The 26,251-nt window shown below is 40.9% G+C and carries 20 protein-coding genes; 10 read left to right on the top strand and 10 right to left on the bottom strand.

Annotated elements, in window-relative coordinates:
- Positions 1 to 15: 15 nt before the first annotated feature.
- Together AACU32_RS31875 and AACU32_RS31870 are read right to left on the bottom strand one after the other, a co-directional pair.
- Entirely contained in the window at positions 16 to 3,435 is a 3,420-nt protein-coding gene (locus tag AACU32_RS31875) for an Eco57I restriction-modification methylase domain-containing protein (RefSeq protein ID WP_339378431.1), read from the bottom strand.
- Positions 3,436 to 3,948: 513 nt separating this feature from the next.
- The gene (locus tag AACU32_RS31870; RefSeq protein ID WP_339378430.1) at positions 3,949 to 4,347 is read right to left on the bottom strand and encodes a hypothetical protein; all 399 of its coding nucleotides are present in this window, start codon (positions 4,345 to 4,347) and stop codon (positions 3,949 to 3,951) included.
- Positions 4,348 to 4,542: 195 nt separating this feature from the next.
- On the opposite strand from AACU32_RS31870, the gene AACU32_RS31865 reads away from it, so the two are divergent.
- Positions 4,543 to 5,778: an RNA-guided endonuclease InsQ/TnpB family protein gene (locus AACU32_RS31865; RefSeq protein WP_096605782.1), complete on the top strand. Its 1,236-nt coding sequence runs from the start codon at positions 4,543 to 4,545 to the stop codon at positions 5,776 to 5,778.
- Positions 5,779 to 6,238: 460 nt separating this feature from the next.
- Here the strand turns inward: AACU32_RS31865 and AACU32_RS31860 are convergent, their stop codons facing one another.
- The 7 genes from AACU32_RS31860 to AACU32_RS31830 form a co-directional block, all read right to left on the bottom strand.
- Entirely contained in the window at positions 6,239 to 6,808 is a 570-nt protein-coding gene (locus tag AACU32_RS31860) for a Uma2 family endonuclease (RefSeq protein WP_096605780.1), read from the bottom strand.
- A gap of 41 nt (positions 6,809 to 6,849) precedes the next feature.
- The gene (locus AACU32_RS31855) at positions 6,850 to 10,320 is read right to left on the bottom strand and encodes a helicase-related protein (protein ID WP_096605778.1); all 3,471 of its coding nucleotides are present in this window, start codon (positions 10,318 to 10,320) and stop codon (positions 6,850 to 6,852) included.
- 459 nt (positions 10,321 to 10,779) lie between these two features.
- Positions 10,780 to 10,965, bottom strand: coding sequence for an IS4/Tn5 family transposase DNA-binding protein (locus tag AACU32_RS31850; RefSeq protein ID WP_096605776.1), 186 nt, complete (start codon positions 10,963 to 10,965; stop codon positions 10,780 to 10,782).
- A gap of 90 nt (positions 10,966 to 11,055) precedes the next feature.
- Positions 11,056 to 11,616 carry a tetratricopeptide repeat protein gene (locus AACU32_RS31845; protein ID WP_096605774.1) on the bottom strand — a complete coding sequence of 187 codons (561 nt, stop codon included), beginning with the start codon at positions 11,614 to 11,616 and terminating at the stop codon, positions 11,056 to 11,058.
- Positions 11,617 to 12,087: 471 nt separating this feature from the next.
- On the bottom strand, positions 12,088 to 12,828 hold the full coding sequence (locus AACU32_RS31840; RefSeq protein ID WP_096605772.1) for a phycobilisome rod-core linker polypeptide: 741 nt from the start codon (positions 12,826 to 12,828) through the stop codon (positions 12,088 to 12,090).
- Between the two features lie 210 nt (positions 12,829 to 13,038).
- Complete coding sequence (locus tag AACU32_RS31835; RefSeq protein ID WP_096605770.1) at positions 13,039 to 13,623, bottom strand: hypothetical protein; 585 nt, start codon at positions 13,621 to 13,623, stop codon at positions 13,039 to 13,041.
- Positions 13,580 to 14,212, bottom strand: coding sequence for a phycobiliprotein lyase (locus AACU32_RS31830; RefSeq protein WP_096605768.1), 633 nt, complete (start codon positions 14,210 to 14,212; stop codon positions 13,580 to 13,582). The genes AACU32_RS31835 and AACU32_RS31830 overlap by 44 nt, the downstream gene beginning before the upstream one ends.
- A 407-nt stretch (positions 14,213 to 14,619) precedes the next feature.
- On the opposite strand from AACU32_RS31830, the gene AACU32_RS31825 reads away from it, so the two are divergent.
- The 8 genes from AACU32_RS31825 to AACU32_RS31790 all read left to right on the top strand — a co-directional run bounded on the left by AACU32_RS31825 (position 14,620) and on the right by AACU32_RS31790 (position 20,839).
- A complete protein-coding gene (locus tag AACU32_RS31825) occupies positions 14,620 to 14,787 on the top strand; it encodes an NblA/ycf18 family protein (protein WP_096605764.1) in 168 nt (55 codons plus the stop codon).
- A gap of 382 nt (positions 14,788 to 15,169) precedes the next feature.
- Positions 15,170 to 15,724, top strand: coding sequence for a C-phycoerythrin subunit beta (gene cpeB, locus AACU32_RS31820; RefSeq protein WP_096605762.1), 555 nt, complete (start codon positions 15,170 to 15,172; stop codon positions 15,722 to 15,724).
- A gap of 79 nt (positions 15,725 to 15,803) precedes the next feature.
- Entirely contained in the window at positions 15,804 to 16,298 is a 495-nt protein-coding gene (gene cpeA / locus AACU32_RS31815) for a C-phycoerythrin subunit alpha (protein ID WP_096605760.1), read from the top strand.
- A 511-nt stretch (positions 16,299 to 16,809) separates the two neighbouring features.
- The gene (locus tag AACU32_RS31810; protein WP_096605758.1) at positions 16,810 to 18,099 is read left to right on the top strand and encodes a HEAT repeat domain-containing protein; all 1,290 of its coding nucleotides are present in this window, start codon (positions 16,810 to 16,812) and stop codon (positions 18,097 to 18,099) included.
- Positions 18,100 to 18,125: 26 nt separating this feature from the next.
- Complete coding sequence (locus tag AACU32_RS31805; RefSeq protein ID WP_096605756.1) at positions 18,126 to 18,605, top strand: GNAT family N-acetyltransferase; 480 nt, start codon at positions 18,126 to 18,128, stop codon at positions 18,603 to 18,605.
- A gap of 40 nt (positions 18,606 to 18,645) precedes the next feature.
- Positions 18,646 to 19,260: a HEAT repeat domain-containing protein gene (locus tag AACU32_RS31800; protein WP_096605754.1), complete on the top strand. Its 615-nt coding sequence runs from the start codon at positions 18,646 to 18,648 to the stop codon at positions 19,258 to 19,260.
- A gap of 127 nt (positions 19,261 to 19,387) precedes the next feature.
- Positions 19,388 to 19,540 (top strand): hypothetical protein, encoded by a 153-nt coding sequence (locus tag AACU32_RS31795; protein WP_339378741.1) that lies wholly within the window; start codon positions 19,388 to 19,390, stop codon positions 19,538 to 19,540.
- Positions 19,541 to 19,645: 105 nt separating this feature from the next.
- Positions 19,646 to 20,839, top strand: a complete 1,194-nt coding sequence (locus AACU32_RS31790; protein ID WP_096605752.1) for a class I SAM-dependent methyltransferase — start codon at positions 19,646 to 19,648, stop codon at positions 20,837 to 20,839.
- 513 nt (positions 20,840 to 21,352) lie between these two features.
- Here AACU32_RS31790 and AACU32_RS31785 read toward each other — a convergent pair.
- Positions 21,353 to 23,269, bottom strand: coding sequence for a GAF domain-containing sensor histidine kinase (locus AACU32_RS31785; RefSeq protein ID WP_339378429.1), 1,917 nt, complete (start codon positions 23,267 to 23,269; stop codon positions 21,353 to 21,355).
- Positions 23,270 to 23,691: 422 nt separating this feature from the next.
- Here AACU32_RS31785 and AACU32_RS31780 point away from each other — a divergent pair, with 422 nt between their 5' ends.
- Positions 23,692 to 26,223, top strand: a complete 2,532-nt coding sequence (locus tag AACU32_RS31780; RefSeq protein WP_096605749.1) for a beta strand repeat-containing protein — start codon at positions 23,692 to 23,694, stop codon at positions 26,221 to 26,223.
- Positions 26,224 to 26,251: the final 28 nt, after the last annotated feature.

Raw genomic sequence — 26,251 nt, 5'->3', positions numbered from 1 at the left:
CCCTTGGTTTTTACCTCAACGAATGCTGGACGAGGTGAAGGTTTTACGGTGATGTGTTAATGCATCTTGTTTAACTTGTTCGGGAACGATGGGGAATGTGGTGAGGATGTATGCAAATTCTGCTTCGGTTAAACCGTAGAGGTGAGCTATAATTCCGTCGAGTTCTGCGCGGAGTTTGGCTCTTTCGCTTTCGTCGGTGACTCCGTTAGTGTGGGAACCGAGTCCAACTTCTTGTGCTAGTTCGTCAAATTCTGGCGTGGTGCAGATGAGTTTGGCTGCGCGTTGTACAATTTCATTGAAGTTGCGATCGCTTTCTGTTAGTCGTGGTACAGGCATTTGATATATATAAAATATTGTTAAATTTTGGCTAATCCTTTGTCTAATCCCATAATCAAAAACAAAAGAGTTTAAACAAGCAGTAATAAATAAAATTTCTGAACTATTAATTAGCTGTTTGGCTTCAGGACTGCTTTTATCAAAAATTACGCTAGCATTCATCGAATGACCGAAGAAAACTTTTGGAGGTAGTACAGATGCAATTAAAGACCTCTCGTTTGTACTAGCAGCTACAGAGCGATAAACTAATCGATACATTTCATAATCTAATTTCTGATTATTATCTGTACAGCGACCAAGTACGGCTTTCTTACCTTCATCCTCATTTACCCAATATCGAGGTTCAGCATACTTATGGGTAAACTGATGAATCATTTTACCTTCATATAATGGTAATCGACCGTTGAGCTTTGACTTAAATAAATTTTTATCATCAGTCATGTGAAATTCACGACTTAAAGAAAGATTCCACTTGTTATCTAATTTTTCTCCCAACAGTGGGAACTTAGTCATTTTTTCAGAAATATAAAAGTCTATTTCATTTTTAAATTCAACTACTGAAAGTGAGTCAGGTGACAAACGACGCACAAGCTCAAGGCTTATTGAAATACTTTCACTGCTAGGAAATCTTTGTAATTCCTGAACATCGTGACGCATAAAAGCAGCAGGAAATTTTTCAGTACTACCACCTTTTTCAAAGGTTAGTACAACAAACTTAAAACGGCTATCGACACCTTCAAAAATTGTTTTACGATTTTCAAAACAGAATAGACCATTAATTTGAGTATGATTAAATAACATTTCGCGTAATTGTTTTGCTCCTAAGTCATTGTAGAAACTGCTAGGAATAACAATCCCGCATTCACCACCAGAAGCTAATAAGTTAAAACACTGCTCTAAAAACAGTTTGTAAAGGTTAATATCTGTTGTTTTAGATTTCTTACCATTAACAATCGAAATTTGATTGGAATATTGGCTCGATGAACGGTAATAAAGATTAGCATAAGAAAATGAACTTTTGTATTGCAACCATACATTTGCAATTTCTTTGTCTTGTAATAATTGGTCTTTTGTGTCTTCAAAAGTATGTATATCCATTTTTTTCTTCGTTACCAAATCACTATATTTGGCGAAGAACTCTTTACCATCTGGCTTAAAAGCTTCCCAAGGTGGATTAGTTATAATCGCGTCAAACCCACCCCTTCCCAAAACCTTATCAAAATGATAACCCCAGTGAAAAGGCTTCAACGCAGCAATATCATCAGCATTTAAAACCCGCTTCTTTGGTTTACCAATTAACTGAACTTCCTCATATTTAATACCTAAGCGCGTGCTAAACTCATCCAAAAGTAAAACATTTAATTTTTCTTGTGACTTATTATTTATCTCATCAATAGATGCACGCAACAATGAAAGTCTTTTATCTTGATGTGTTCCCTCATCTAAACCGCCAACTTTCTCCTTTCCAGGGATGAAAGCGTGTTTTTTATACAATTCAATTGACTTATTCTTCTCCTCTAAAATTGACTGATATGTATAATAAGAACTAGATTGAAATAAACTTAATTGCAAATCGGGGATTTCTTGTTTATATCCCCGTGCTTTTGCTTTCGCTGTTATTTGAACTTTATCAAATACAGTTGCATCAACTTTTATCAACCCAATTAGGGAATTACCAGCCATAATATTAAAATCAATATTAGGCAATGGTTCTAATTGATTCACATCATGAGCAGAAGACACCAAAGCTAAAAATAAGCGTAGTTTAGCAATTTCTGTGGCTTCCTCCATGATGTCAACACCATAGAGATTATCAGTAACAATCCGTTTTTTTAAGTAATAAGATATAGACTGATGTTTATCTCTAATATCTTTAATTTGTTGCTTTAAACTTGCATCTCCTATGACATCAATCATGCCAATTACTGCACCGTAAACTAGGATGAGTGTTTTCATCGCCGCCACAAGAAATGCACCCGAACCGCAAGCAGGGTCAAGAATTGATAATTTTGGCAGAATATCATTAATTAATAAACGACAGATATTTCCATCTAGTTTAAATATCAGTTCGTTATAATCTTCAAAAGGTCTATACTTATCAGATAAAGAATCATTAACGCGGTTTAAAATGAGTTTATGAATCGTTCTATCACAAAGGTATTCGGTGATTTGCGGACGAGTATAATAAGCACCAAACGCTTTTTGGTTAATGTATTTTTCAAAAATATATCCTAAAACATCGGGCGATATTTCATCATCTTTACCTTCTGGTGTATCGTCTAAATTCCAAGAATATTTGGCAAATAACTCTAAAACTTTTTCAAATGCTATGTCAGGAATTGAAATATTATTTTCTTGTTCAATGCGATGTTGAAGGAATAATCCCCCATTAAGATATTTAATAACCCCGACCAACTTTTCCACTGATGGGTCACGGTCTTCTTCTGGTGTAGCAAAACTGTCAAAAAATAAAACTTTCAGAAAACTACTATAAAAAAGATTCTCACCTTTATCTTTACTTTGTTTGAGTCGATTTTGTAAGTAATTTAAATCTCCATTATCAAGAAAACTCTTACGCTGGAGAAAATAAACAAACATCATCCGATTGAAAATAACTGATGCATACCAACGTTTATCAGCCTCGTTGTTGATTCCTTTTATATGCTGTAAAAACTGCTTATGTTCTTCTTGAAACTCTTTATAAAATTTCTTGGTTACAGGTTCAACATCAAATGCATCTTGAAGACGACGTGCAATTTCTACAACCGAAAGATTATCATCTTCGAGTTCAGTAATATCAATAACTAAAGAACCGAGCTTACTTAAAAATAAGTCTCCCGGTTGACCCTTGACGTACAAAGGCTCACGAATGTAACTTTTATTTTCTTCTCGCTTCACCCAATACCAAAGACTTCGAGTACGCTGACCATCAATAAATATCAACAGATTTTCAGCGATTAAATTAGTAACTTCTTTGTGAATTTCAGCCCGAATTTTTGCATCAGGAATATTACCATCTGCTGCTGTAACTTCAAAAATAGCCACACCAGAACTCTCAGCAATTCGCTGGTATTGGTAAGTTTTTTCTTCAACTTCCAAATGTACAGCTTTTTTCTGCGAAGAATCTGACCAACCCAATTGTTGGATAAACAAATCCTGAAATTGAAATGTATGTAATAATTCGCGTGTTATTTGAAAATTAAGTGTCATAGTATGCTACCCTTGCAGATAAAAATAGAATTTTGTATAGTAAAAAACGAGCATAAAAAATATGCCCATAGACCAAAATCTTGGAGCCACGGCTCTTAATAAATAAGGATTTATTTATAAAAACTCAATAATACTGCTACTGTGATAACCTTTTTAACTACTAAAAGGCTCAGTATTTATATTGAGGAAGTGCAACTTTGTCTATGAGCATAGACTGCAATTAGTAGTATATTTGCGGTTAAAATTTAGCAGTATAAAAATATTTTTTTGATTAAATCTCAGTCTATAAACCCAATAAAAGCTTAAAGGCTTGTCTAGTAAGGCTTTAGAGAACTATAAGTAATTACTTAGGAAAAGCCGGCAAAAATCATCCCACTAATCAGCAACGCCATATTTCGGTATCTAATTACTCACCTTAAGAAGGCAAGAGGTAGGAAACATTAGAAAAGCCGCTATTGAGTTGAGAATAGCCACTATTGAGTTGAGAATAGCCACTATTGAGTTGAGAATAGCCACTATTGAGTTGAGAATAGCCACTATTGAGTTGAGAATAGCCACTATTGAGTTGAGAATAGCCACTATTGAGTTGAGGAAAGCCACTATTAAGTTGAGAATAGCCACTATTGGGTTGAGAATAGCCACTATTGGGTTGAGAATAGCCACTATTGGGTTGAGAATAGCCACTATTGAGTTAACGATAGCGGCTTCTGTTGTTTGTTGGCGAGGAAAGCGATGCCTACGGCGGGCTTCGCCTACGCAGGTGAATATCTTACCTGAACTCCGAGAGAATGCTCCCGCCACAGTCGCAGACTTGGCGGCGAGATGAATCGAGGGCTAAAAACGAAACACCCCTTAACTAACTCAAACCGCAGGTTTGACAAGGCAAGGGGTAGTTGAGTTTTTTAGCCCTTCGGCTTCGCTCAGGGCTAACGGTGAGCGAAGCCGAACCGTTAGCAATATTCGTGATATCATTACGTCAGTGAGTTTGACGTAACAATGCTGGTATTTGAGGCAAAACTGGAAGGAACAAACGAGCAGTATCAATCGCTGGATAATGCGATTAGAACTGCTCGTTTTGTTCGCAATGCTTGCCTGAGATACTGGATGAATAACCGGGATATTGGCAGATATGAATTGAGTGCTTATTGCGCTGTACTCGCTGCCGATGAAAACTTCCCTTGGGTGGACAAACTTAACTCTATGGCTCGACAAGCTTCTGCTGAGAGAGCGTGGAGCGCAATCGCCAGATTCTTTGACAATTGCAAGAAAAATAAACCAGGAAAGAAGGGTTATCCACGCTTTAAAAAAGAACAAGCTCACGGATCTGTTGAGTACAAAACCAGCGGTTGGCGCTTGTCCAATGACCGTAGATACATCACTTTTAGGGATGGTTTCAAAGCAGGAGCTTTCAAGCTCTGGGGAACTCGTGACCTGCATTTTTATCAGTTAAAACAGTTCAAGCGAGTGCGGGTTGTGCGTCGTGCTGACGGCTATTATTGCCAGTTTCTTATTGACCAAGAACGAATTGAAAAACGCGAACCAACGGGTAAAACTATTGGTCTTGATGTTGGACTCAAGCATTTCTTGACTGATAGTGATGGCAATACAGTTGAAAATCCCAGACATCTTCGCAAGAGCGAGAAGTCTTTGAAACGACTGCAACGCCGTTTTTCCAAAGCCAAAAAGGGTTCTAAAAATAGAGCCAAGTTCAGAAACAAATTGGCTCGTAAACACCTCAAAGTAAGTAGGCAGCGTAAAGACTTTGCCGTGAAGTTGGCAAGGTGCGTAGTCCAGTCTAGCGACTTGGTAGCCTATGAGGATTTGAAGGTGCGGAATATGGTGAGAAACAAACATCTTGCCAAGTCGATTAGTGATGCAGCGTGGACGCAGTTTAGGCAATGGGTTGAGTATTTCGGTAAGGTGTTTGGTGTGGCAACAGTCGCAGTTCCACCCCATCACACTAGTCAAAATTGCTCTAACTGTGGGGAAGTAGTGAAAAAGTCTCTTAGCACAAGAACTCATGTTTGCCCTCATTGTGGTCATACCCAGGATAGGGACTGGAACGCTGCGCGGAACATACTTGAATTAGGCTTGCGTACTGTGGGGCACACAGGAACGCTAGCCCTGAGCGTAGCCGAAGGGTTAATCGCCTCTGGAGACATCGACCTCTGCTTGGGTGAGGTAACTCCTCCAAGTAAGCCGAGTCGTAGAAAGAGGAAATCCAAAGAGTGATCTTTGGAATCTCCCGCTACACCCGCAAGGGTTAGCGGTGAGAGGATGTCAATACCTGTTCATTTGAGAGATTAATGTTATGGGAAAAGTTAAGTAAGTCGGCACAAATAAACCGAACTATGTAACAGAATGTAAAACGCACAAAACCGCAAGCGAATTGCTTCTCTGCGAGACGCTCCGCGTAGCTATAGCCCTACCTACAGATACTGTATTGTTTTATAAGGAATGCGATCGCAAGATAAGTAAGTCGGTGGAAAAAAACCAAACTATGTTACGAAACGTAAATTGGCTTGAAACCCTTACCAATGACAAATGACAAAGCGCAAAGTCTGATCGGAGGTTTCCTCCGATCAGAACTTTGTAAGAATGACAAATGACAGTCCTCGCCAGTTATGTTTAATTGCACCGCCCTACTTAATTATTTTGCAAGTATTTATGCAGCAAGCTGGCGCACAAGTTTTCAACTAAAGCTCAAACAGCCAAAGACATCCTCTACAGATAATTGCCAATTTCCTAATACGCTGAGGACAGGTAAAATATCTTTTCCTTGTTTTATTTCTGGTAATTGATTGGGCTGAAAAACCATTATTGATTCATCATCAGAGTCAAGAAACCAACCTAGCTCTGCACCATTTTGGATAGAAAATGTGATTTTACGGATAACTCGGTTAGCAGATTGTTCTGGAGAAAGAATTTCAATAATCCAATCTGGAGGAATTTCAAATTTGTTGGCAATTCTGCCATTTTGACGTAAAGGAATACGTGACCACTCAAAAATAGCAACATCTGGGACTAACGACATCCCCCCAAATGTGCAGCGTAACTCTGGAAATGCGTAAGCTAACTTTTGTGGTTTGCCAATCTCATTAATACTAGTCACCAAAAAGCTTTGTAAGGTACTGTGTTCTCCCTGGGGTATGGGTTTTTGGTTGATTTGACTATCAATATATTGGCTGGCTGGTTGAGTTTCCGGTAATTTTAAAAAATCTTCTAGGGAAAAATTTGAGGATAAGTGAGGTGATAATGTCATAATTAATTACCCAATCCCTATAGTTATTGTAAAATATGTTGCTATCCCTCAAACAATCCTAAAGAACAAATGATTTGAGGTTCCCGTTTCTCAATTTCTTCGCTGACAATACATAAGCGATCATCCATCCGCAAAGCAACTACTAATTCTGCTAATTGCTGACTACTAATACCGCTTTTTAATTGCCGATTTAAAGTATCGATTGCAGACTGTCGTAATGGGTAACGATAAATATCATCAATCGCTTTTAACAGTTCCTCAGTCACAAATAAAGTGCCTTTCATCTCCTGTGCATAACTTTTCAATCGTTCGTAACTACGGAATCTTGCACCGGATGGTCTACCCAATTGACCACCCATATTTTTTTCTTCCTCAGCCAGCAATTCGGCACCTTTTTTAACTAAATCATGATGCTGTTTATCTTTAGCTATTGCTGGTGTCGCTTCATCACAAGCTGCCATTTTTAACACAGCTAGTTGCGATTGAGTAACACTATCACCATTGCGATCAACGTAAATTAAAGCATCATTTCCCTCAGTAGTTTTCATATACATTAATACTCCTTCCGGTTGCACTGGCTGAGGTGTATGTTCACGAGTAGAATAAACTACATTTGGCATTTCTTCGATAGTTTTTTTCAGCCCTGGATTATCATCTGTTGCTTTCTTCCAAATTTGAAATGCTTCGGATGTTAAATCAACTTCTGTATCCTCATCTCCATCTAGAATACCCGATTTTTCATTATATAAATCCAAAATTACTTGTGCATCATCATCTTCAAAAAATGCCTCATCAGTTCCGACAACTTCGGCATTTTCTTGCAATCTTTGCTTGAGTCTTCCCCGCAAATTAATAATCCGTTCTACACCTTCAGCAGGAAGAAAAGAATAACAAAGAATTTTGTCAGCATTTTGTCCAATCCGATCAACTCTTCCAGCCCTTTGAATTAATCGAATAATTGCCCAAGGTAAATCCCAATTGACGATAATTGCACAATCTTGTAAATTATGACCTTCACTTAAAATATCCGTGGCGATTAATATACGTAATTCATCTGTTGATGATACCCTATCTCGCTGATTATTACTCACAGGACTAAATCTTCCTGTCAGTTCCGTAGGATATTGTGACCGCCCCGTTACTCCTGCTACTTTGGTAATCTTTTTTGCCTGTAAGTTATCTGTTATGTAGCGTACCGAATCTGCAAATTGTGTAAAAATTAATACCTTTTCATTAGGGTGAGTTTTTGTTAACAGATTGATTAAGGCTATCAATTTTTCATCTGCTTGAGAATTCCATTTACCAATATTTTGCAATATATTAATTAGTGCTTTCGCATCGGCTAATAAATCTTTTTTTAGTTTTTTAATATCAAATAATGACGAACGCAACCACTTAAAGCGACGTTGATATCGGGTAGTATATTCCTGATAAATTGACTCTGCTTGTTTTCTAAAAACTTTTTCGGTTGACCCCATCCCTGCTAGGGAGGAGATAATTTCTTCTCCGGCTTTTTCTCCCTTCTCTGCTGGCGGAGAATCGGGTGAAGAGGTAAAGTCATCTTCTTCTATTTCCACATCAAATAAACTTGCTGTAACTGAATCAGCATCCTCATCATTATTCCTCGTATCTAATAATTCTGCATCTTGAGTACCAATAGGGATATCAAGCGCGTTTTCTAAAGCATATAAATAAATAAAATTCCGTAAAATGTGACGTTCAATTGATTGAATAAAAGCAGAACCACTACTTTCTAAGCGTTTAAATAAATTAGTGCGGGAAAAACCCATCAACCTCCGTCCCCCACGAAATAAGCCGCTAATTTGGCGCTGTTCTGCATCTGTGGGTGGTTGTTTAGGTTTTGCAACTACATAATTACCCAATCCATAACGGGGTAAATTTAATTGATTAATTACTTCAACTACTGCTTCTGAATAAAGACTAGAATAGGAGTCGTTAGCAGTATCTAAAGTAAATTTAATAGTGCGCGGTAAACGGTCGGGAAAATAAGAACGTCTCCCATCGGGAAACTCTAAATATTTACGTATTACTTTTTGTTTATCCTGAGTAAGAGAAGCAGAATTGATGTCTGATTTGGCATAATTATCTTTAATAAAAGAACGAGTTCGCCGCACCATATAGCGTTTCATTAATTCTCGCCAATCGTCGGGATGTTCGCTTTTTTCAAAAGCAGCAAGAGACTTAACAGAACATTGATGCTTTCTAATAAATTGCAATTCTCCTAAGGAACCGCCACCCAATTCATTAATCAAAGCTTCCGGTCTAAAACCCAAATCCTGGTCTTCAGGAACAAATAATCTTAATTGAGCAGAAAGGTCAAGATAAGTTTTATTATATGGTGTTGCCGAAAGCAAAATACATTTGCTTTCATTGGCTGCAATATATTCGGCGATCGCCCGATATCTTTTACCTTCTCGGTTGCGTAAGTTATGACTTTCATCTATTAATACAACCCGATAGCGACGCAATTCTGGTAATAAACTTTGGACTTTACTAATGGGCATTACCTTAGCATAAAGCCGATAATTATCCACATATTCCTGCCACATCAAAGTTAAGTTTTTTGGACAAATAATTAAGGTTTCCAAAAAACAATCTTCTTGTAATATTTTCGCTAAAGCTGTTCCAACTAATGTTTTACCAAGCCCCACCACATCGCCGACAATTACCCCACCACGGCGAGTGACATGACGCGCTGCTAGCTGTACGGCAGCTTTTTGGAAATCAAACAAATTATTAAATTCACGGGGAATTCGGAATTCGGAAATTCCGGCGATCGCTTCATGGGATAAATGATAAGCAATCTTCAAGTAAATATGATACGGGGGAATTAATTCTTCTCTTGCCCAACTATTATCAATGATTTCCGCAAGCTCTTTAGAAATATCGATACAACCATAATCTTTCCAACGGTCTTCAAACCAATTTTGCAGTTTATTCGTTGCATCATGGTCTAAAATATCAACATTTAATTCCCCTTGTTTTCTCAACCCTGCCAAAGTCAAATTACTACTACCTAAAAACCCAACTATCGGACTATTGGGGTCATGGCGATGAACGAGGTATAACTTAGCGTGGAGGGGATGGGCTAAAAATAATTTAATAACTAATTTCTTAGTTTTCAACTGACGACTTAAGCGACGTAACCCCACTTCATGATCATCTGTTGGCGCACCGATGGTAAGCTGTTGGCGAAACTCTGCCGCTATCTTTTTTTTGAGACGAATAATAGTGTTATTATCGAGCCTACCTTCCCCAGTACCCAATGTAAATGCAGTATGCACTTCATCGCTGGGTAAACCTTGCATCCCCACTAACAACCGACAACAAGAAGTTTCTCCCCCCACATACTGTTCAATTAAATCATCAAGCTTGCGCCAGCCTCTGAGGTTAAAATAACCCACGCAAAAATCAGCCCGATAAGATACTTTGAGGGTATCCCGCAAAATTGGTAGCAGTTGTAAGTCAATGTTGTCAAAGATGCGTGGCATGATTTCATACTCTATGGGAAATTTTCAGGAGGTTAATGGTAGTGTTCTATGAGTATAAGATCTTGGAATTGTTTGTACCAGATGAGTAAATAGCCTAAAATCATGCATTGGCTCAACTGCACTAAGCTTGAATCTGGCGGCTAGAGAAACTCCTTTTTGGCAATTTGGCACCCAAAGTCTTTCACTGAAAGTTTCAATAGATAACAACAGATGACGACACAGAGAAGATTGTGTAACAAACGCAGTCAAAATCCCTACTTCTGCTGTCGTAAGCCAGTTGTGAGAGTGCTGTAGTCGCTACATCATTAATATTAAACCGTTACCACCTTTTCCAATCGGACCATAACCTTCTTTTTTAGCCAGAATGCTGTCATAACCCTTGAAAAGTAGTGTCTCCAACACACAACACTACATCATATTCTGCAACAGTTTCCGCCGTCATTTGACAGTGCGGCTCTATTAGTTTTGCAAATTCCACTTTTGGGTTGGCAAAAACTCATAAGCCCTCTTGAGTACGGTTCCCTTGTTGAAGATTTCCGATAGTGCTTTGCCAAATCCAAGACTTAGAGCATAGCTGATTGACACATTCAATCGGCGATCGCCTAAATCATAAGTCGCAAAATTTTTCTCCCACCAGTCCAGCATTGCTTGTCGCCTCCAGCACCCGATTTCAATTACTGTACCGTATATGGTGTGCTTTCTCCTCAATACGAGTGTGAGCAAGCTTTTCGAGACTTAACGGGAAAAGTTAGAATTAAAATCTGCGATCGCATCTTGCGGCTTTCCTAAGTCAAGATAAGCTCTACCTCTTTGAAAATAAGCATTTGCCAGATAATTTGGCTCAAGGATAGAACGAACTTGCGGACGGATCGGAATTATCTTAGTAAAATCTGCGATCGCCGCTTGTTTTTGTCCTAAATAATTGAAACGGGTTTCACCACGCTCAGAATAAGCCTCGACGAAGTTGGGATTGACTTGAATCGCTTGATTATAAACTTCAACTGCTTCTTTGGGTTTATTTAACTGGCGGAGAATTTCGCCCTGTTTAATATACGGTTTTTCCAATTTCGGATCTTTAGTAATGGCTGTTCTATATGCGTATAGTGCATCCTGTTTCTTACCCTGACCAGCCAGAGCCAGCCCCTCATAGTGGTGAAACAACCCTGTGGATTTGGAATTAGGGATAATCTCTTGTGCTTTGCGCGCATCCTGAAGCGCACCTGCATAATCTTTATCTTGCCACCGTGCAAAGCTTCTATATCCGTAAATTATTGCTAACTGTTGATTAGGAGCCATGACTCAGTAGGTAATGGGCGTTGATTTTGCGTTTGATAAACTTTTTTATCAGAATTTCTTCCTGGGAAAGGATAGGTAAGTTCATGATATTTTAATTTCAGAGATTTGGGGGCGATCGCTTTGGTTTTGGTTACCAGTTAAAATCATAAGGACTATCACAATCTTGAGCTTGGTTGTAGCTAATTACCATCATGCTAAAGCAAAAGTTGAGATGATAGCTGACTGCGGGCAATAATGCGCAGCCCCACATTTAATTTTTATAAATAACATACTCACCGATAAAGGATTATTACAATTAAATCTTACATCTCGATCTAAACAACGTGTGGAAGGTATACAAAATTGCGGAAGTTTCACCCAAGTATAACTTTCCACCTGACGTTAAATTATTTTGTAGTCAGGACTTTAGTCCTTTTTTTTGCAGGACTGAAGTCCTGACTACGAAATGTGGTGGAGTACTAACGACTTGGGTTAGTAGGGGCCTATTTGTGGGAACAAACCAAATAGGGTGAGCAAAGATAAGCCGGCGATCAAGCAGGCTCCAGATGCTAGGATCAATAACACTAAATCCCTGTTCGGACTACGTAAGAATGTTTCTAAATTAAATGGCTGGGGTTGCCTATATCCCACCATCGAAAGTGGCAACTTGTCACGATAATCAGTGCCGTAGCGAGCCATTCTTTCAAAGGGTAATTCGCCTTGAGAACGCTGGGGTAAAATCCGCCGCCGTTGGTAAGGAACCGTATCATCACCAAAGTTGCTGAGATATTCTTCGCTGTTGAGCAACTCTTGAACAAAGCTAACTAGTCCTTTAGTAGCAAGGACTATTGACCAGGCGAGTTTTTCTTTGTCGCTATATATCCTCCGCCCCAGAATCCTTTGTACACAGAGTTCTACAAAGCGGTAATTATTATTGGCATCATAATTCAACCGACGAAACGAATCGGATAAAACTAATCCGCGAATAAAATCTCTGACCGTGATTTGTCTAGCTCTGAGTTGAGATTCTAGGAAGATTTGACGATTACTAGACAGCATCTGCTGTTCATGAAAAATTTGCCGATAAGCTGCCACAATTAAGGCATCCATTTCCGTAACTGACAGCAGGTTCTCCGTTGTGTAAATTCTGGGCTGTTCATCACCAGGAATCTCAAAGGCGGTAACACGCTGGTTTTGAGATGAGGGGGTATACTCCAACAAAGGAATTGACATAATAAATACCTTTCTGATGAGGGCTGACATGCGAAATTCCGGCTGTGATTGATCGAGTTAGTCCCACCCGATCGCCGCAGCTGATAATTCGCAGCCATTTAACTGCTATCCAGATTCGGAATCTCAAAATTCAGAATCAGCCTGTGTCAGAAATTCACCTTTTGATTTGCGGGAGAAAGCAGTATTTTTTAACATTCAATCGCTAACTGCTTATTCTCCCCGCCAAAACGCTAAGGGATTCTGAGTGGGGTGGTAATCAGGATAAAATCGCAGATAAGATTCCATAACAGATTCTGGCGGTGCAATCCCTAATCCTAAACAGAGGTGAGATAGCGATCGCGCAAATTGTTCATGGTGTCCTGGGGAACCCACATGAGCATGGGCATATTCGTGGACAACTAAGAGTAGCCAGTCCGCCGGCATGACTCTTCCCACATCAATGAGGATGGTAATTGGATTTGTTCGCAGATTGCACAGACCATCAATACCAAAAGACTGAGCAATAGGAGCAGCAAAGATTTGAATCGCAGGTTGTTCCCAAGAGTGAAAACAATCGTGGCAAGCTTGAAGATAGTTTTCCAGTTGTGTATTCACCGCATCAATATGCTCACTGATCCAGACACACAGAGATTTGCGGTTTTCCAGATCATAAACCACATCGATCATCTCTGCATCGAGAGCCAGACTCCTCACTCCATAAAGATAGTCTAGCCCTCGTGTAAAAGGATCAGTACTGGTGGTGACGATTAATTTACCAACCAAAGAGGGAGAAGTATTTTGTGGGTTCGGCCGCATTTTTCATCTGGTCAGGAGTCTCTTTTGAGAGGTCAGCCTCATCTAAGTTAGAGGTAACTTCTGAAACATCTGCCACTCGGAATTCGGTACAGAAGGTGGCGGTGCTAAAACCACCAAACCGTTTGACTGTACTGGTGCGCATCCGGATGCTCGGGCTGGCAAACCAGAATCTTTCAATCGAACTCATGGTTTCGTACTCGGTGATCAGGACTAACGCATCTTCATCATCCATCTCATACCGCCCCGCCACTGGGACAATTTCCGCATAGCCCCGTTCTCGCAGCAGCGATCCTTGACGGGGGTTATCGGCATCAGGAATCAGGGAGAATACCGTCGAACCTTCATGGTTTTCTTCTTCTCTGTCCCATCCCATTGCTCCTTGCCAAGAAACAAAAGCGCCACCAATAGCTAACACAGGGTCAACCTGGTGGAGTTGGCAAATTTCAATCACTTTCGGATGATCGGCAGCAAGGGCTTCAACCAGAATCTCAGATTCCCCGGCTTCAGAGCGCTTAAAGGCTAGGTGGTGAGTCGTGCGTTGCGATCGCCATTTACCTGTACTTAGTTGAAAAAACTCCATTGCGTCCATAAATCAAAAGCTAACTCCAAACAACAAGTTGAGCAACCCAATCCTAATCCTATCCATTATAAAACTGCCAGAGCCATCCTTAATCAGAGATTTTGGGCAGGGGGGTAGGGGGGAAGAGGGGCAGGGAGGCAGGGGAGCAGGGGGAGCAGGGGGCAGGGGGGACAAGGAGAACAAGGAAAACAAGGAGAACAAGGAAGAAATCACCAATGCCCAATGCCCTTGTCCCGCCACAAGCCCAATGACAACTGACAACTGACAACTGACTAATGACTAATGACTAATGACAAATTCGTTTATTCGTAATCGTCTAAAAGTGACCACTTGTCAAGTAGGTGTAACTTTCGTTAACATTAACTCAAGAGGCTAGACATAACTGATCAAAGCGAAACACCGGAGAATAGAAATTTATGGATATCCCAATGGAGCTTAACTTAGAGCAGAAATTCAACCTCAAACTTTATGAAGAGCAGGTTAAGGGATTAAACCAGGAAGAATCTCAAAAATTGCTTTTGGAGGTGCTGCGGCAATTAATGGTCAAAGACAATATGATCAAGTATCTTCTCAGGCAGTCTTAACTACATGGGGATGTTATTTAACTTCCTAAACTAAAAATTTAAACAAAAATCTGTGGAAAGGCTTCTGTCAGAAGGAACAGAGAGTTCATAATATTGCAGTGATTTCAGGGTGGAGAAGTGCTAAACCCTGAAATCTGCTGTAATAGATAGTTTTCTTGTCTGTTTCACTTCTCTGGACTTCCTAATCTCCCTCATCTCCCTAATTCTCCTAGTCCCTAATCCCCAGTCAGCATCTGTCTGACTGGGGATTGTTTGTTAAGGATTATTACTTTGTTTCTCATAACTGAGACTGGGGTATGCCTCATCTTTTATGTTCTATATTGTCTTGTTCAAGGAACAGGCAATCACGTAGTAGAGAAAACCAATATATAAGGAGAGCGAAATGCTTGACGCTTTTTCTAGAGCTGTAGTTTCAGCCGATGCTAGCACTTCTACCGTAACTGATATTGCTGCTCTCAGAGCGTTCGTTGCAAGTGGTAACAGACGTTTGGATGCTGTAAATGCGATCGCTAGCAACGCCAGCTGCATGGTTTCTGATGCTGTTGCTGGAATGATCTGCGAAAACCAAGGTTTGATCCAAGCTGGTGGTAACTGCTACCCCAACCGTCGCATGGCTGCTTGTCTGCGCGATGCGGAAATCATCTTACGCTATGTAACCTACGCTTTATTAGCTGGTGACGCTTCAGTTCTAGATGATCGTTGCTTGAATGGTTTGAAAGAAACCTATGCAGCTCTAGGTGTACCTACCACCTCCACCGTACGTGCTGTGCAAATCATGAAGGCTCAAGCAGCTGCTCACATTCAAGATACTCCCAGCGAAGCTCGTGCTGGTGCCAAATTGCGTAAGATGGGAAGCCCCGTTGTAGAAGATCGTTGCGCTAGCTTAGTTGCTGAATCTTCTAGCTACTTCGATCGCGTAATTTCTGCTCTGAGCTAATTAATTGCTAATAGCAATTAACTCAACAGATTGACATCCAACACAGTTAAAATTAAAAGCCTTTTGGGAGATTTAAGAAATGAAATCAGTTGTTACCACCGTAATTGCAGCAGCAGATGCCGCAGGTCGTTTCCCCAGCACCTCTGATTTAGAATCAGTACAAGGTTCTATCCAACGTGCAGCTGCTCGTTTGGAAGCTGCTGAAAAGCTAGCTAACAACATTGATGCAGTTGCAACCGAAGCTTACAACGCTTGTATCAAAAAGTATCCTTACTTGAACAATGCTGGTGAAGCTAACTCCACCGATACCTTCAAATCTAAGTGCGCTCGTGACATCAAACACTACCTGCGCCTAATCCAATACTCCTTGGTAGTTGGCGGTACAGGCCCATTGGATGAGTGGGGTATTGCTGGTCAACGTGAAGTTTATCGCGCTTTGGGCTTGCCCACCGCTCCTTATGTTGAAGCTTTAAGCTTTGCTCGTAACCGTGGTTGCGCTCCTCGCGATATGTCTGCTCAAGCATTGACCGAGTACAACGCTCTTCTTGACTACGCTATCAACTCTCTGTCCTAATTAATGGCCAGGCTTGTGATTTGTTGACAGTGGTACATTAGTTACCCTACAAACCTGGAGGTTCTTGGCTCTTTGCTTTGCCTATGAAGGTTAAGTAATCGCACAGAATCTCTGGGTTTGTTTTGTCATTTGTCATCAAAAGCGACGGGAAACCCACTCCTTCAAGGGGTGGGAGGAATAGCATTGGTGTCAACTTAACATGAAACCCTTGCCAAAGCTTGATTTTGAATTAAATCGCTTAACATCAAGATCCGCGTTACCCCACCCCAGTTTTGTCTAAAGCCAAAACGTCCCCTCCCCGTAAACGGGGAGGGGATTAAGGGGTGGGGTGAAAGACTTGTGGGATAAGCGTTTTAACTTAAGTTGACACCAATGGAGGAATAGTCGCCCCGTCGCTGTCAATTGTCAGTAGTCAGTGGTCATTTGTCATTGGTCATTAAAGAGAATTGGGATAACATCCGCTAAGAAATATTTGCTGAAGGTTGGTAACTAACAGCTAACATCTATATATATGGATAAACGCTTTTTTAATTTATTTAATCTGACAGAAGACCAGGCGATCGCTATTTTGGATACGCCCCAAGACCAATTGAGTGAGAATGATTCACGCTATATTGCGGCTTCTCATTTAATCAACTTCCCCACGGAAAAGTCAATCAACGCGCTGATGCGTGCAGTGCAGCAAACTGATCCCTCGTTGGATAACCGGATTGTCCGTCGCAAGTCGGTGGAGACTTTGGGAAGACTTAAAGCAGCGATAGCCCTACCGATCATCCACACCTGTCTGTTTGATGAAGACTGCTACACCGTGGAAAATGCTGTTTGGGCGATCGGTGAAATTGGCACTCAAGACCCGGATATCCTAGAAGATGTGGCTCAATTGCTGGATAAGCCAGGGCAAACTTACCGAGTGATTATCCATACACTCACAAAGTTTAATTATCAACCAGCCCTAGAAAGAATTCGTAAATTTGTCTATGATGCTGACCCACCTACAGCTAGTGCAGCGATCGCCGCAGTTTGTCGCTTAACTGGTGACTATTCCCAAATGGGGAAAGTGGTGGCGATGTTACAACACCGGAATGTCTTAGGGCGGCGTTTGTCAATCCAAGATTTGATGGATGCGCGGTATTATGAGGCAATTCCCCATATTGCCAGATGTCCAGTATCTTTGGTGTTTCGACTGCGAGGAATTCGCACCTTAGCAGAAGCAGGAATCGCTACGGGCGCAATTACTTTTGCCACAGTTCAACCCTCTTTAGAGCAGACATTATACGACCACCCAAAGGATCTGAGTTTGGTGCATAGTTACGATCGCCCCCCCACTTTACCAGTTTTGATCCGCGATTTGTACGAAACCGACTTTGGGCGCTGCTATTTAGCCACGAAAACCATTTTGGAGGATCACACCGATGCTGCGCCTGAAGCTCTATTTGCAACCTATGCTGAAGAAGCAAATAATGATTATGGTGCCCATTTCCATGTGATGAAATTATTCGGCTGGTTGAAACATGCTCCAGCATATGATTTGCTGGTGGAAGCCCTGCATAACAAACAACCACAGTTTCAAAAATCACGGGCTGCTGCTGCGATCGCTCTCGGTGAACTCGGAGATCCAAAAGCCATTCCCGAACTGAAAGCCTGTCTAGAAACCAAAATTTGGGATCTGAAATATGCAGCTTTGATGGCTCTGGAAAAACTCGGTGATACCAGTGGTTATGAAATAGTCGCCAATGATAGTGATTGGCTGATTGCTGCCAAAGCCTTAAGCACCCTGAAAAACCAAGAAATAACAGCGTAATTTTTCTGTAGTGAAAATCCAAATTTATGGATGCTATGTGGTTTAGAGAAACTAATGTAGATGATGATACCACCATTGCCCGTCATTTTTTCCAATTGTGGCGTGATAATGATGTACCGGAAGCATCCATTCAAGGCAATTGGCTAGAAACAACCGTGGAATTTATCCAGAATGCACGTCAGACACTAGCTTACAAAGGCTTCGTAGCAGAAATAAACGGAGAAATTGTCGGTTCCGCAGGATGTCAACTATTTGCAGGGTTGTATCCCCATGTTCTGAGTGAACAGCAAAGAAAATATGGCTATATTTGGGGAGTGTATGTTGATGCTGGATATCGTCAGCAAGGAATCGCCAAACGCCTAACTCAAATGGCGATCGCTCATCTTCAATCCCTCAATTGCACCCGTGTGATTCTCCATGCATCGCCTCATGGGAAACCAGTTTATAGTAGTTTGGGATTTAGGGAAACCAATGAAATGAGCTTAGATATAGTTTCTCATTTTTGAATCATTCCATCTTGTTTTTTGTAATTTTTTATTCAAAACCATGTCAACAGAAGAACTATTCCAACAGCTGAAACACCCTAACCCCCACATCCGCGATCAAGCAATGTGGGCGCTAGCTGAAAATCCAGATGAGACAACTATTCCCAGGTTAATGAGTATTCTCGATGAAGATGATACCACCTATCGCCGAGCAGCTGTGAAAGCCTTAGGAGCGATCGGCCCTGATGCGGTGACTCCTTTAGTGGCAGCCTTACTCAATAGTGATAATGTCACAGTTAGGGGAAGCGCCGCCAAAGCACTAGCGCAAGTCGCCATTAATCATCCAGATGTTCCCTTTTCCGAAGAAGGCGTGCAGGGTTTAAAAACTGCCCTCAACGATGCCAATCCCGTAGTGCATATTGCTGCTGTGATGGCGTTGGGTGAAATTGGTACACCTGTGGTGGATGTTTTGATTGAGGCGTTGCAAACCACAGATAACCCAGCTTTAGGAATCTCCTTGGTGAATGCTTTAGGCTCGATTGGAGATAGCCGAGGTGTAGAAGTACTACAATCCCTAATTGAGGATGAATCAACTGATTCCTATGTCCGCGAGTCCGCCACCAGTGCATTATCTCGCCTCGAAATGACTACGAAGTTTCAGCGGGGAGAAAAATAATTATTTTATGGGGTTGTTGACGGTTGACGGTTGACGGTTGACTGTCATGACCTTAAATGTGTAATGAGGAAAATTTCTGGGGTTTGTAAAATATAAACTACAAACAATTTTCTTGAATCCGATAATCGTGAACCTCCAAACCGACAAAGACAAACCACAAGCCAGCACCAGTACAAATATCGCGCCAGAAACAGAAAAAATTCTTTGTGTTCATTGTCAGCGCACAGCTACAAACGGCATCAAATGTAAGGGAATTTGTGTGGCTGACAGTGACTATTGATATCCTCCCCACCCCTGAGAAGGTGATTCAACGATATTCAAATTAGATAAACGCAAATGGCCTTGCCGCAGGCTATTATCAATTACGAATGAATATTTTGCCGCCATGTCAGATTCCCAAGCAATTAGTGCAGCCGTTGCCAAACTCTACAATACTTATCCCTTCCCGCCAGAACCGTTATTAGATGAACCGCCTCCAGGTTATAACTGGCGCTGGAACTGGCTGGCGGCGTATAACTTTTGTACTGGACAAAAACCCTCTCATCACAATGTCCGGATCTTAGATGCTGGGTGTGGAACAGGGGTAGGTACAGAATACTTGGTGCATCTCAACCCCGATGCGACGGTTGTGGGTATTGATTTGAGTGCAGGTGCATTAGCTGTAGCTAAGGAACGTTGCCAAAAATCAGGGGCAACAAGGGTAGAATTTCATCACCTGAGTTTGTTTGATGTGGAACAGCTTCCCGGTGAGTTTGATCTGATTAACTGTGTGGGAGTACTCCACCATACCCCCGATCCAATTCGGGGGATTCAAGCTTTAGCAAAAAAACTGTCGCCTGGTGGTATAATGCACATTTTTGTGTATGGGGAACTGGGGCGTTGGGAAATTAAGTTAATGCAAGAGGCGATCGCACTTTTGCAAGGTGATAAACGTGGCGATTACACCGATGGCGTAGCCGTTGGGCGACAATTGTTTGCTGCATTACCAGAAGATAACCGCCTCCGCAAGCGTGAACAAGAACGCTGGTCTTGGGAAAATCAACGTGATGGCTACTTTGCAGATATGTATGTCCATCCGCAAGAAATTGATTACAATATCAATACGCTGTTTGAATTAATAGATGCTTCTGGGTTAGAGTTTCTCGGCTTTTCTAATCCGCAGATTTGGGATTTAAAACGATTGATTGCTAAAGCACCAGAACTAATTGAGCGTTCTCAAGATTTGAGCGATCGCCAGCGCTATCGGTTAATTGAACTGCTCGATCCGTCAATGATTACCCACTATGAGTTTTTCTTAGGACGTAGCCCCATCACCAGAGAAGATTGGGCTTCAGATGCAAAACTGATGTCTGCAATTCCGTCACCGAGTCCTTGCATTCAGGGATGGCAAAATGGTCAACAATTCTTTAATCATGACTATCAGATTGTGCAACTCAATGATGCAGAATGGCAATTTCTCCTCGCCTGTGATGGGAATCAGACAACAGAGCAAATTTTGCAGTCAGTGGATGCTAGTTTAGCGGATGTGCGATCGCTCCAAAAGCAGCAAATTATTCTCCTCACAGCCAAAACAGAGTAGTAACTCAAAAAATTGCTCTGCTTTTTTTGGGCGCTGTCCTCTAGTATAGATGACAGCAGTTTTCATGTAATTAGACCAAAATAAAAAGACCTAACCCCCGCCCCCTTCCCTTGTAGGGAAGGGGAGAAAATGCTCAACTAACGAACTTGGTCTGATAACCGTGATATTTCTGTATACCCAAATATTCCCGCAGTCACAGCACAAATACCAGAATTATTGTTGAATACTTAAAATCTTACAGCAGTTTTCATGTATTTAAACCAATACGGTTCAGTTAACGTTTTAATCTTCTGAAGATCCCCCCAACCCCCCTTAAAAAGGGGGGCTAATAACCCTCTTTTACCCCCTTTTTAAGGGGGTCGCCGCAGGCGGGGGGATCTTAACTGAACCGTATTGGTATTTAAACCACAAATATGAGACCTAACCCCCAGTCCCTTCCCTTGTAGGGAAGGGGAGAAAATCAAAGCCTCTCTCCTCTTAGGAGAGAGGTTTGGAGAGAGGTCTGTTTGTGGTTCATTTACAGGAAGATGCTGTAATAGGAATCTCAATTAAAAACTCAGTTCCCTGACCTAATGCAGAAATACAACTAAGTTGTCCCTGATGCTTTTCTACAACAATTTGATAACTGATAGATAACCCTAAACCAGTTCCTTTACCAACAGGTTTAGTCGTGAAAAATGGCTCGAATACGTGTTTTTGAACCTCTGAATTCATCCCAGAACCATTATCTTTTATACTAATTAAAACTCTTTTGTCATCTATCACTAAAGTTTTAATTTTAATAGTTGGTATCTGATTAGAAGTTTGCCAATATTCAATATTCTCTTTTAAGGTATAAATCGCATTATTGAGAATATTCATAAACACTTGATTCAACTGGTTCACATAACAACTAACCTTGGGTAGCTGACCATATTCCTTAATTATCTGAATATCAGGTATTTTATTGGGCAATGTCAACTGATGATTGAGAATCATTAATGTATTATCTATACCTTCATGAATATCTACAGACTTCATTGTTGCTTCATCTAGTCGTGAGAAGTTTCTTAAGCCCAGCACAATGTCTGTAATGCGCTCACTACCTGCTGTCATCGATTTCATTAACTTAGGTAAATCATTACATAAGTACTCCAAATCGATAGCTTTGATTTTGGCTGCTATGGTGGGATTAAGCTGGGGATATTGCTCTTGATAAACCGCAATTAAATCTAGTAAATCTTCAATATACTGATTTGCATATCCGAGATTACCAGCAATAAAACTAATGGGATTGTTAATTTCATGAGCAACCCCTGCTACCATTTGTCCAAGACTGGACATTTTTTCACTGTGAACCAGTTGAGCTTGGGTTTTTTGTAAGTCTAGCAGAGCTTTTTTTAATTCAGCCGTGCGTTCTTCAACTTTCTGTTCTAACTCATTATTAGCCTTTTGCAGAGCGGCTGCGGCTCTAGCAGTTTCTGTAGCAATACTAGCAATATGAGTAGCTGTTTTCAGAATTTCTAGATGATGGGGAGTAGGATGACAGGGAAATTTATGAGATATCGCAAATGTTCCTAAAACTTCACCAGTGTGTGAAGTAAAAGGTGAAGACCAACAAGCTCTAATGTTGTAACTCAAAGCAAAATCTCGAAAATCAGCCCATAAAGGATCAGTAGCAATATCATTAACAAATACTGAATCTCCTCTATAAGCCGCAGTCCCACAAGAACCACAACATTCACCAATCATCAAACCATTAACACCTTTAGCAAATTCTGGTGGTAGAGTGGGTGCTGCTCCTCCCCGCAATCGCCGATTTTCTGGATCTACTACTAAAATTGAGCAATAAGCCCCTGGTAATTGTTGCTCTAGTAAAATACACAGATTATTAAAGATGTCATATAAGTTAACTCCAAACGCAACTTGTTCTAAAATTTGACTTTGAGTGTATACTAATGCTTCTGCAAACTTGCGTTCAATTGCTGTTGCTAAAACATGAGTTACAGATTGTAAAAAATGAATATCGTCTGGAGCAAAATCTCTCGCCTCGATAGCATATATTTCTAGAAAACCTAACGGTTTAACCGCACCAGGAATTAAGACACTCAAGCCAGCAATACTATCTGGTGGAGAGGGAATAGTTAAATCATCTATCTCACAACAAGGTGTTTTGAGATTAATAATTGGCTGAGTATGCTCCAATAATTTTTGTAATTGCTGATTAGTTGTAACATTAATTTCAGCATCTTTTGTGAAAATATCTTCTCCAATGCTAGCTACTTTACGCAAAGAATTATTATCTGAAAGTACTTGCCAAACCCTAGTGTATTTAACATTGAGTATTTGTGATACTAAACCAACTGTATTTTGGAACAAATCCGATAATTCAATGCCTGATAGAGCTTTTTGTCCTAGTGCATTCACTGCGGCTTGATGGCTGAAATTCATTGATGAATTGTCAGACTTATACCAGTTAGTGTTTGATTGACTTGATGTTTGTATATTTAAGTTCATAAACCAAATGTTATTTAAGGTCAGCAGCTTATATTTCCCTAATTTTTTTTTCAAATTAACAGGCTTTTGAAAACTTTAAAATCAGGAAAGATTTATAAATTAAAGATAAAGTGTATATGCCAGGGTTTATCCTACTATTTATAAGTAAGTCTGTGGGAATTGTGTAAAGAATCCTGCCAATTCACAATTAAGTTTTTAACTTTGCAGATCTTAATTAAGAGCGATCGCACTTGCTGAGGAAAGGTTAAAGGTTTTTCCCTTCGCTCCTAATGTCTACGAAGTGGGGGAGGGGGATTTGTTAAAAACAATACTATTGAGGGAACAATAAATTTGCGTATGAGACGAGGCTGATAGTCATGAAACTGGTTTTTGTTAGTTGGGGTTTGGTAAATCGAATTTTCACAGCTTCTATACTGCTACCATTAGGAATCAGCTTCCTGGGGAACAGGTGCGCCAATGCTCAGATCACTTCTGATGGTAGCCTGAATACTACTGTTTCCCAAAATGGTAATCACTTCACAATTACTAATGGTAGTGCCGCAGGCAGTAATCTGTTTCACAGCTTTGGGCAGTTTTCTGTGATAAATGGTAGTTCAGCGACATTCGATTTAATTCACACCCCAAATATCTCGACGATTTTTAGCCGAGTCACAGGGGGTAGTGTTTCCACAATTGATGGCTTAATTCAGACGATTAATAACAGCAATCCTGTTAGTCTATTTTTACTCAATCCCAGTGGCGTTATGTTCACGGAAAATGCCAGACTCAATATTGGTGGTTCGTTTGTGGGAACAACGGCGAATAGCATTAAGTTTGCTGATGGGACGGAGTTTAGCGCTACAAGTTTGACGGATAAACCTTTATTATCAATGACTGTCCCCATCGGTTTACAGATGGGTAGTAATCCTGGTGCAATTACCGTCCAAAACACTGGACATAGTTTAAGGTTCCCGATTACCCCTTTTGCATCTTCTCCAGATCGCAGCAACAATCCTGTAGGATTAAGTGTCAACTCTGGCAATACATTAGCATTAGTAGGCGGACAAATCACTTTAGATGGCGGAGTGTTAAATGCACCCTCTGGACACATTGAACTCGGTAGCGCCAGTAATGGGACAGTTAATCTCAACACCTCTTCTCCTAGTTGGAGTTTTGATTATAGTCATCTTCAGCAATTTGGTAATATACAACTTTTACATCAATCCCTAACTGATGCTAGTGGTACTCCTGCGGGTTCTATTCACTTCCAAGGACGAAATATTAGCTTGCATGATGGTTCTGCTGCTTTATTAGTTAATCAAGGAAGTGGTAATTCCGGTGATATCAGCGTTAATGCTAGTGAGTCGTTGGAACTGCGGGGAATTGGTACTGATGGATTTCCACAAAGTTTGTTGCGTGCTGATAACTTTGGTGATGGTGCTGGGGGTAATATAGTGGTTTCTGCCTCACAGTTATTCCTCCAAGATGGCGGATCTTTTCATGGGTTTAATTTTGGTAAAGGTACAGGAAGTAATATCTCAGTGGAAATTCGAGATTTACTTCAGCTGACGGGACTATCACCGTTGAGTGGATTTGCTAGTTCAATTAACACCAACACCAACAGTTCTGGGAAAAGTGGTGATGTTCGAGTAGTGACCAACAGATTGCAGATTTTAGATGGTGCTGTAATTGGCAATTCTAGCTTGGGAACTGGTGTAGGCGGCAATACTACGATTAATGCGACTGATTCCATTGAAATCAGCGGCGAAAATCCACAAAACTTGGCTGACAGCGTCATAGTTGTCGGTACATTCAGCCAAGCGAATGCAGGTCAATTAACTATTAACACTCCCAAACTGATAGTAAGAGATGGCGGCGGCATAGTTAACTCTACCGTAAATAGTGGTAACGGAGGAGATTTGCTGATCAATGTTGCCGACAGCATTGAAGTTAGTGGAGTGGGTAGTATTTCTGGTCTTCCTAGTCGCATTGGTGCGAGAGCAGAATTACTTGCACCACCGATTCGACAACTATTTGGATTACCAGATGTGATTACAGGTAATACCGGTAAACTTATCCTGAATACTTCGCACTTACAGATTAAAGATAAGGCAATTGTCGGCGTTGATCATCAGGGTATCGGCGATGCTGGAAAACTAGAAATTAATGCAGGTTCAATCCGGATGGATAATGGTGGAAGTCTGACAGCCGCTACTGCTCAGGGTGAAGGCGGTAACATTTTTGTCCAGGCAAACGACTTGCTTATGCGTCGTGGTAGTGCGATCGTGACTAATGCTGGTGGTATTGGTAATGGCGGTAACATTACTATTAACTCTCCCGTCATTGTCGGTTGGGAAAACAGCGATATCGATGCCAATGCAGTTAAAGGTAATGGGGGTAATATCCAAATCACTACCCAAGGCATTTTTGGGCTACAGTACCGTCAAGCACTCACAACAGAAAATGACATCACTGCTAGTTCTCAATTTGGTGTTAACGGGACAGTAGATATTAATAATTTTGGTGTTGACCCCAACTCTGGTTTAGTGGAATTACCCACGAATGTTACCGATCCATCACAGCAAATTGCTACAGGTTGTTCTGAGAATACTAGTAGCAGTTTTGTTGCCACAGGCCGGGGTGGCGTACCACAAAATCCCACTCAGGAAGTGAGGAGCGATGTCTACGACGGGCTACGCCTACGCACTTGGTCTGACATCCGCAACATTTCTGCATTTCGCCACAATAGCCCAGTTACAGGCCAAATCCCTCAATCGAGAGAGGTTCTTGTCCAAGCCACTTCTTGGCATCGTAACGCCCAAGGCAAAATCGAGTTAGTTGCAGATAATTATCCTACACATTTAAAACAAGCATTAACCTGTATAAACGTTACTAAAAATCAAATTTAATAGATAAAAAATACTACTAACACTGTTA

Origin of the sequence: Calothrix sp. NIES-2100, from assembly GCF_963875285.1 — a bacterium.
In the GTDB taxonomy this organism is placed as follows: Bacteria; Cyanobacteriota; Cyanobacteriia; order Cyanobacteriales; family Nostocaceae; genus Aulosira.
This window is presented reverse-complemented; position numbering and strand designations above follow the sequence as displayed.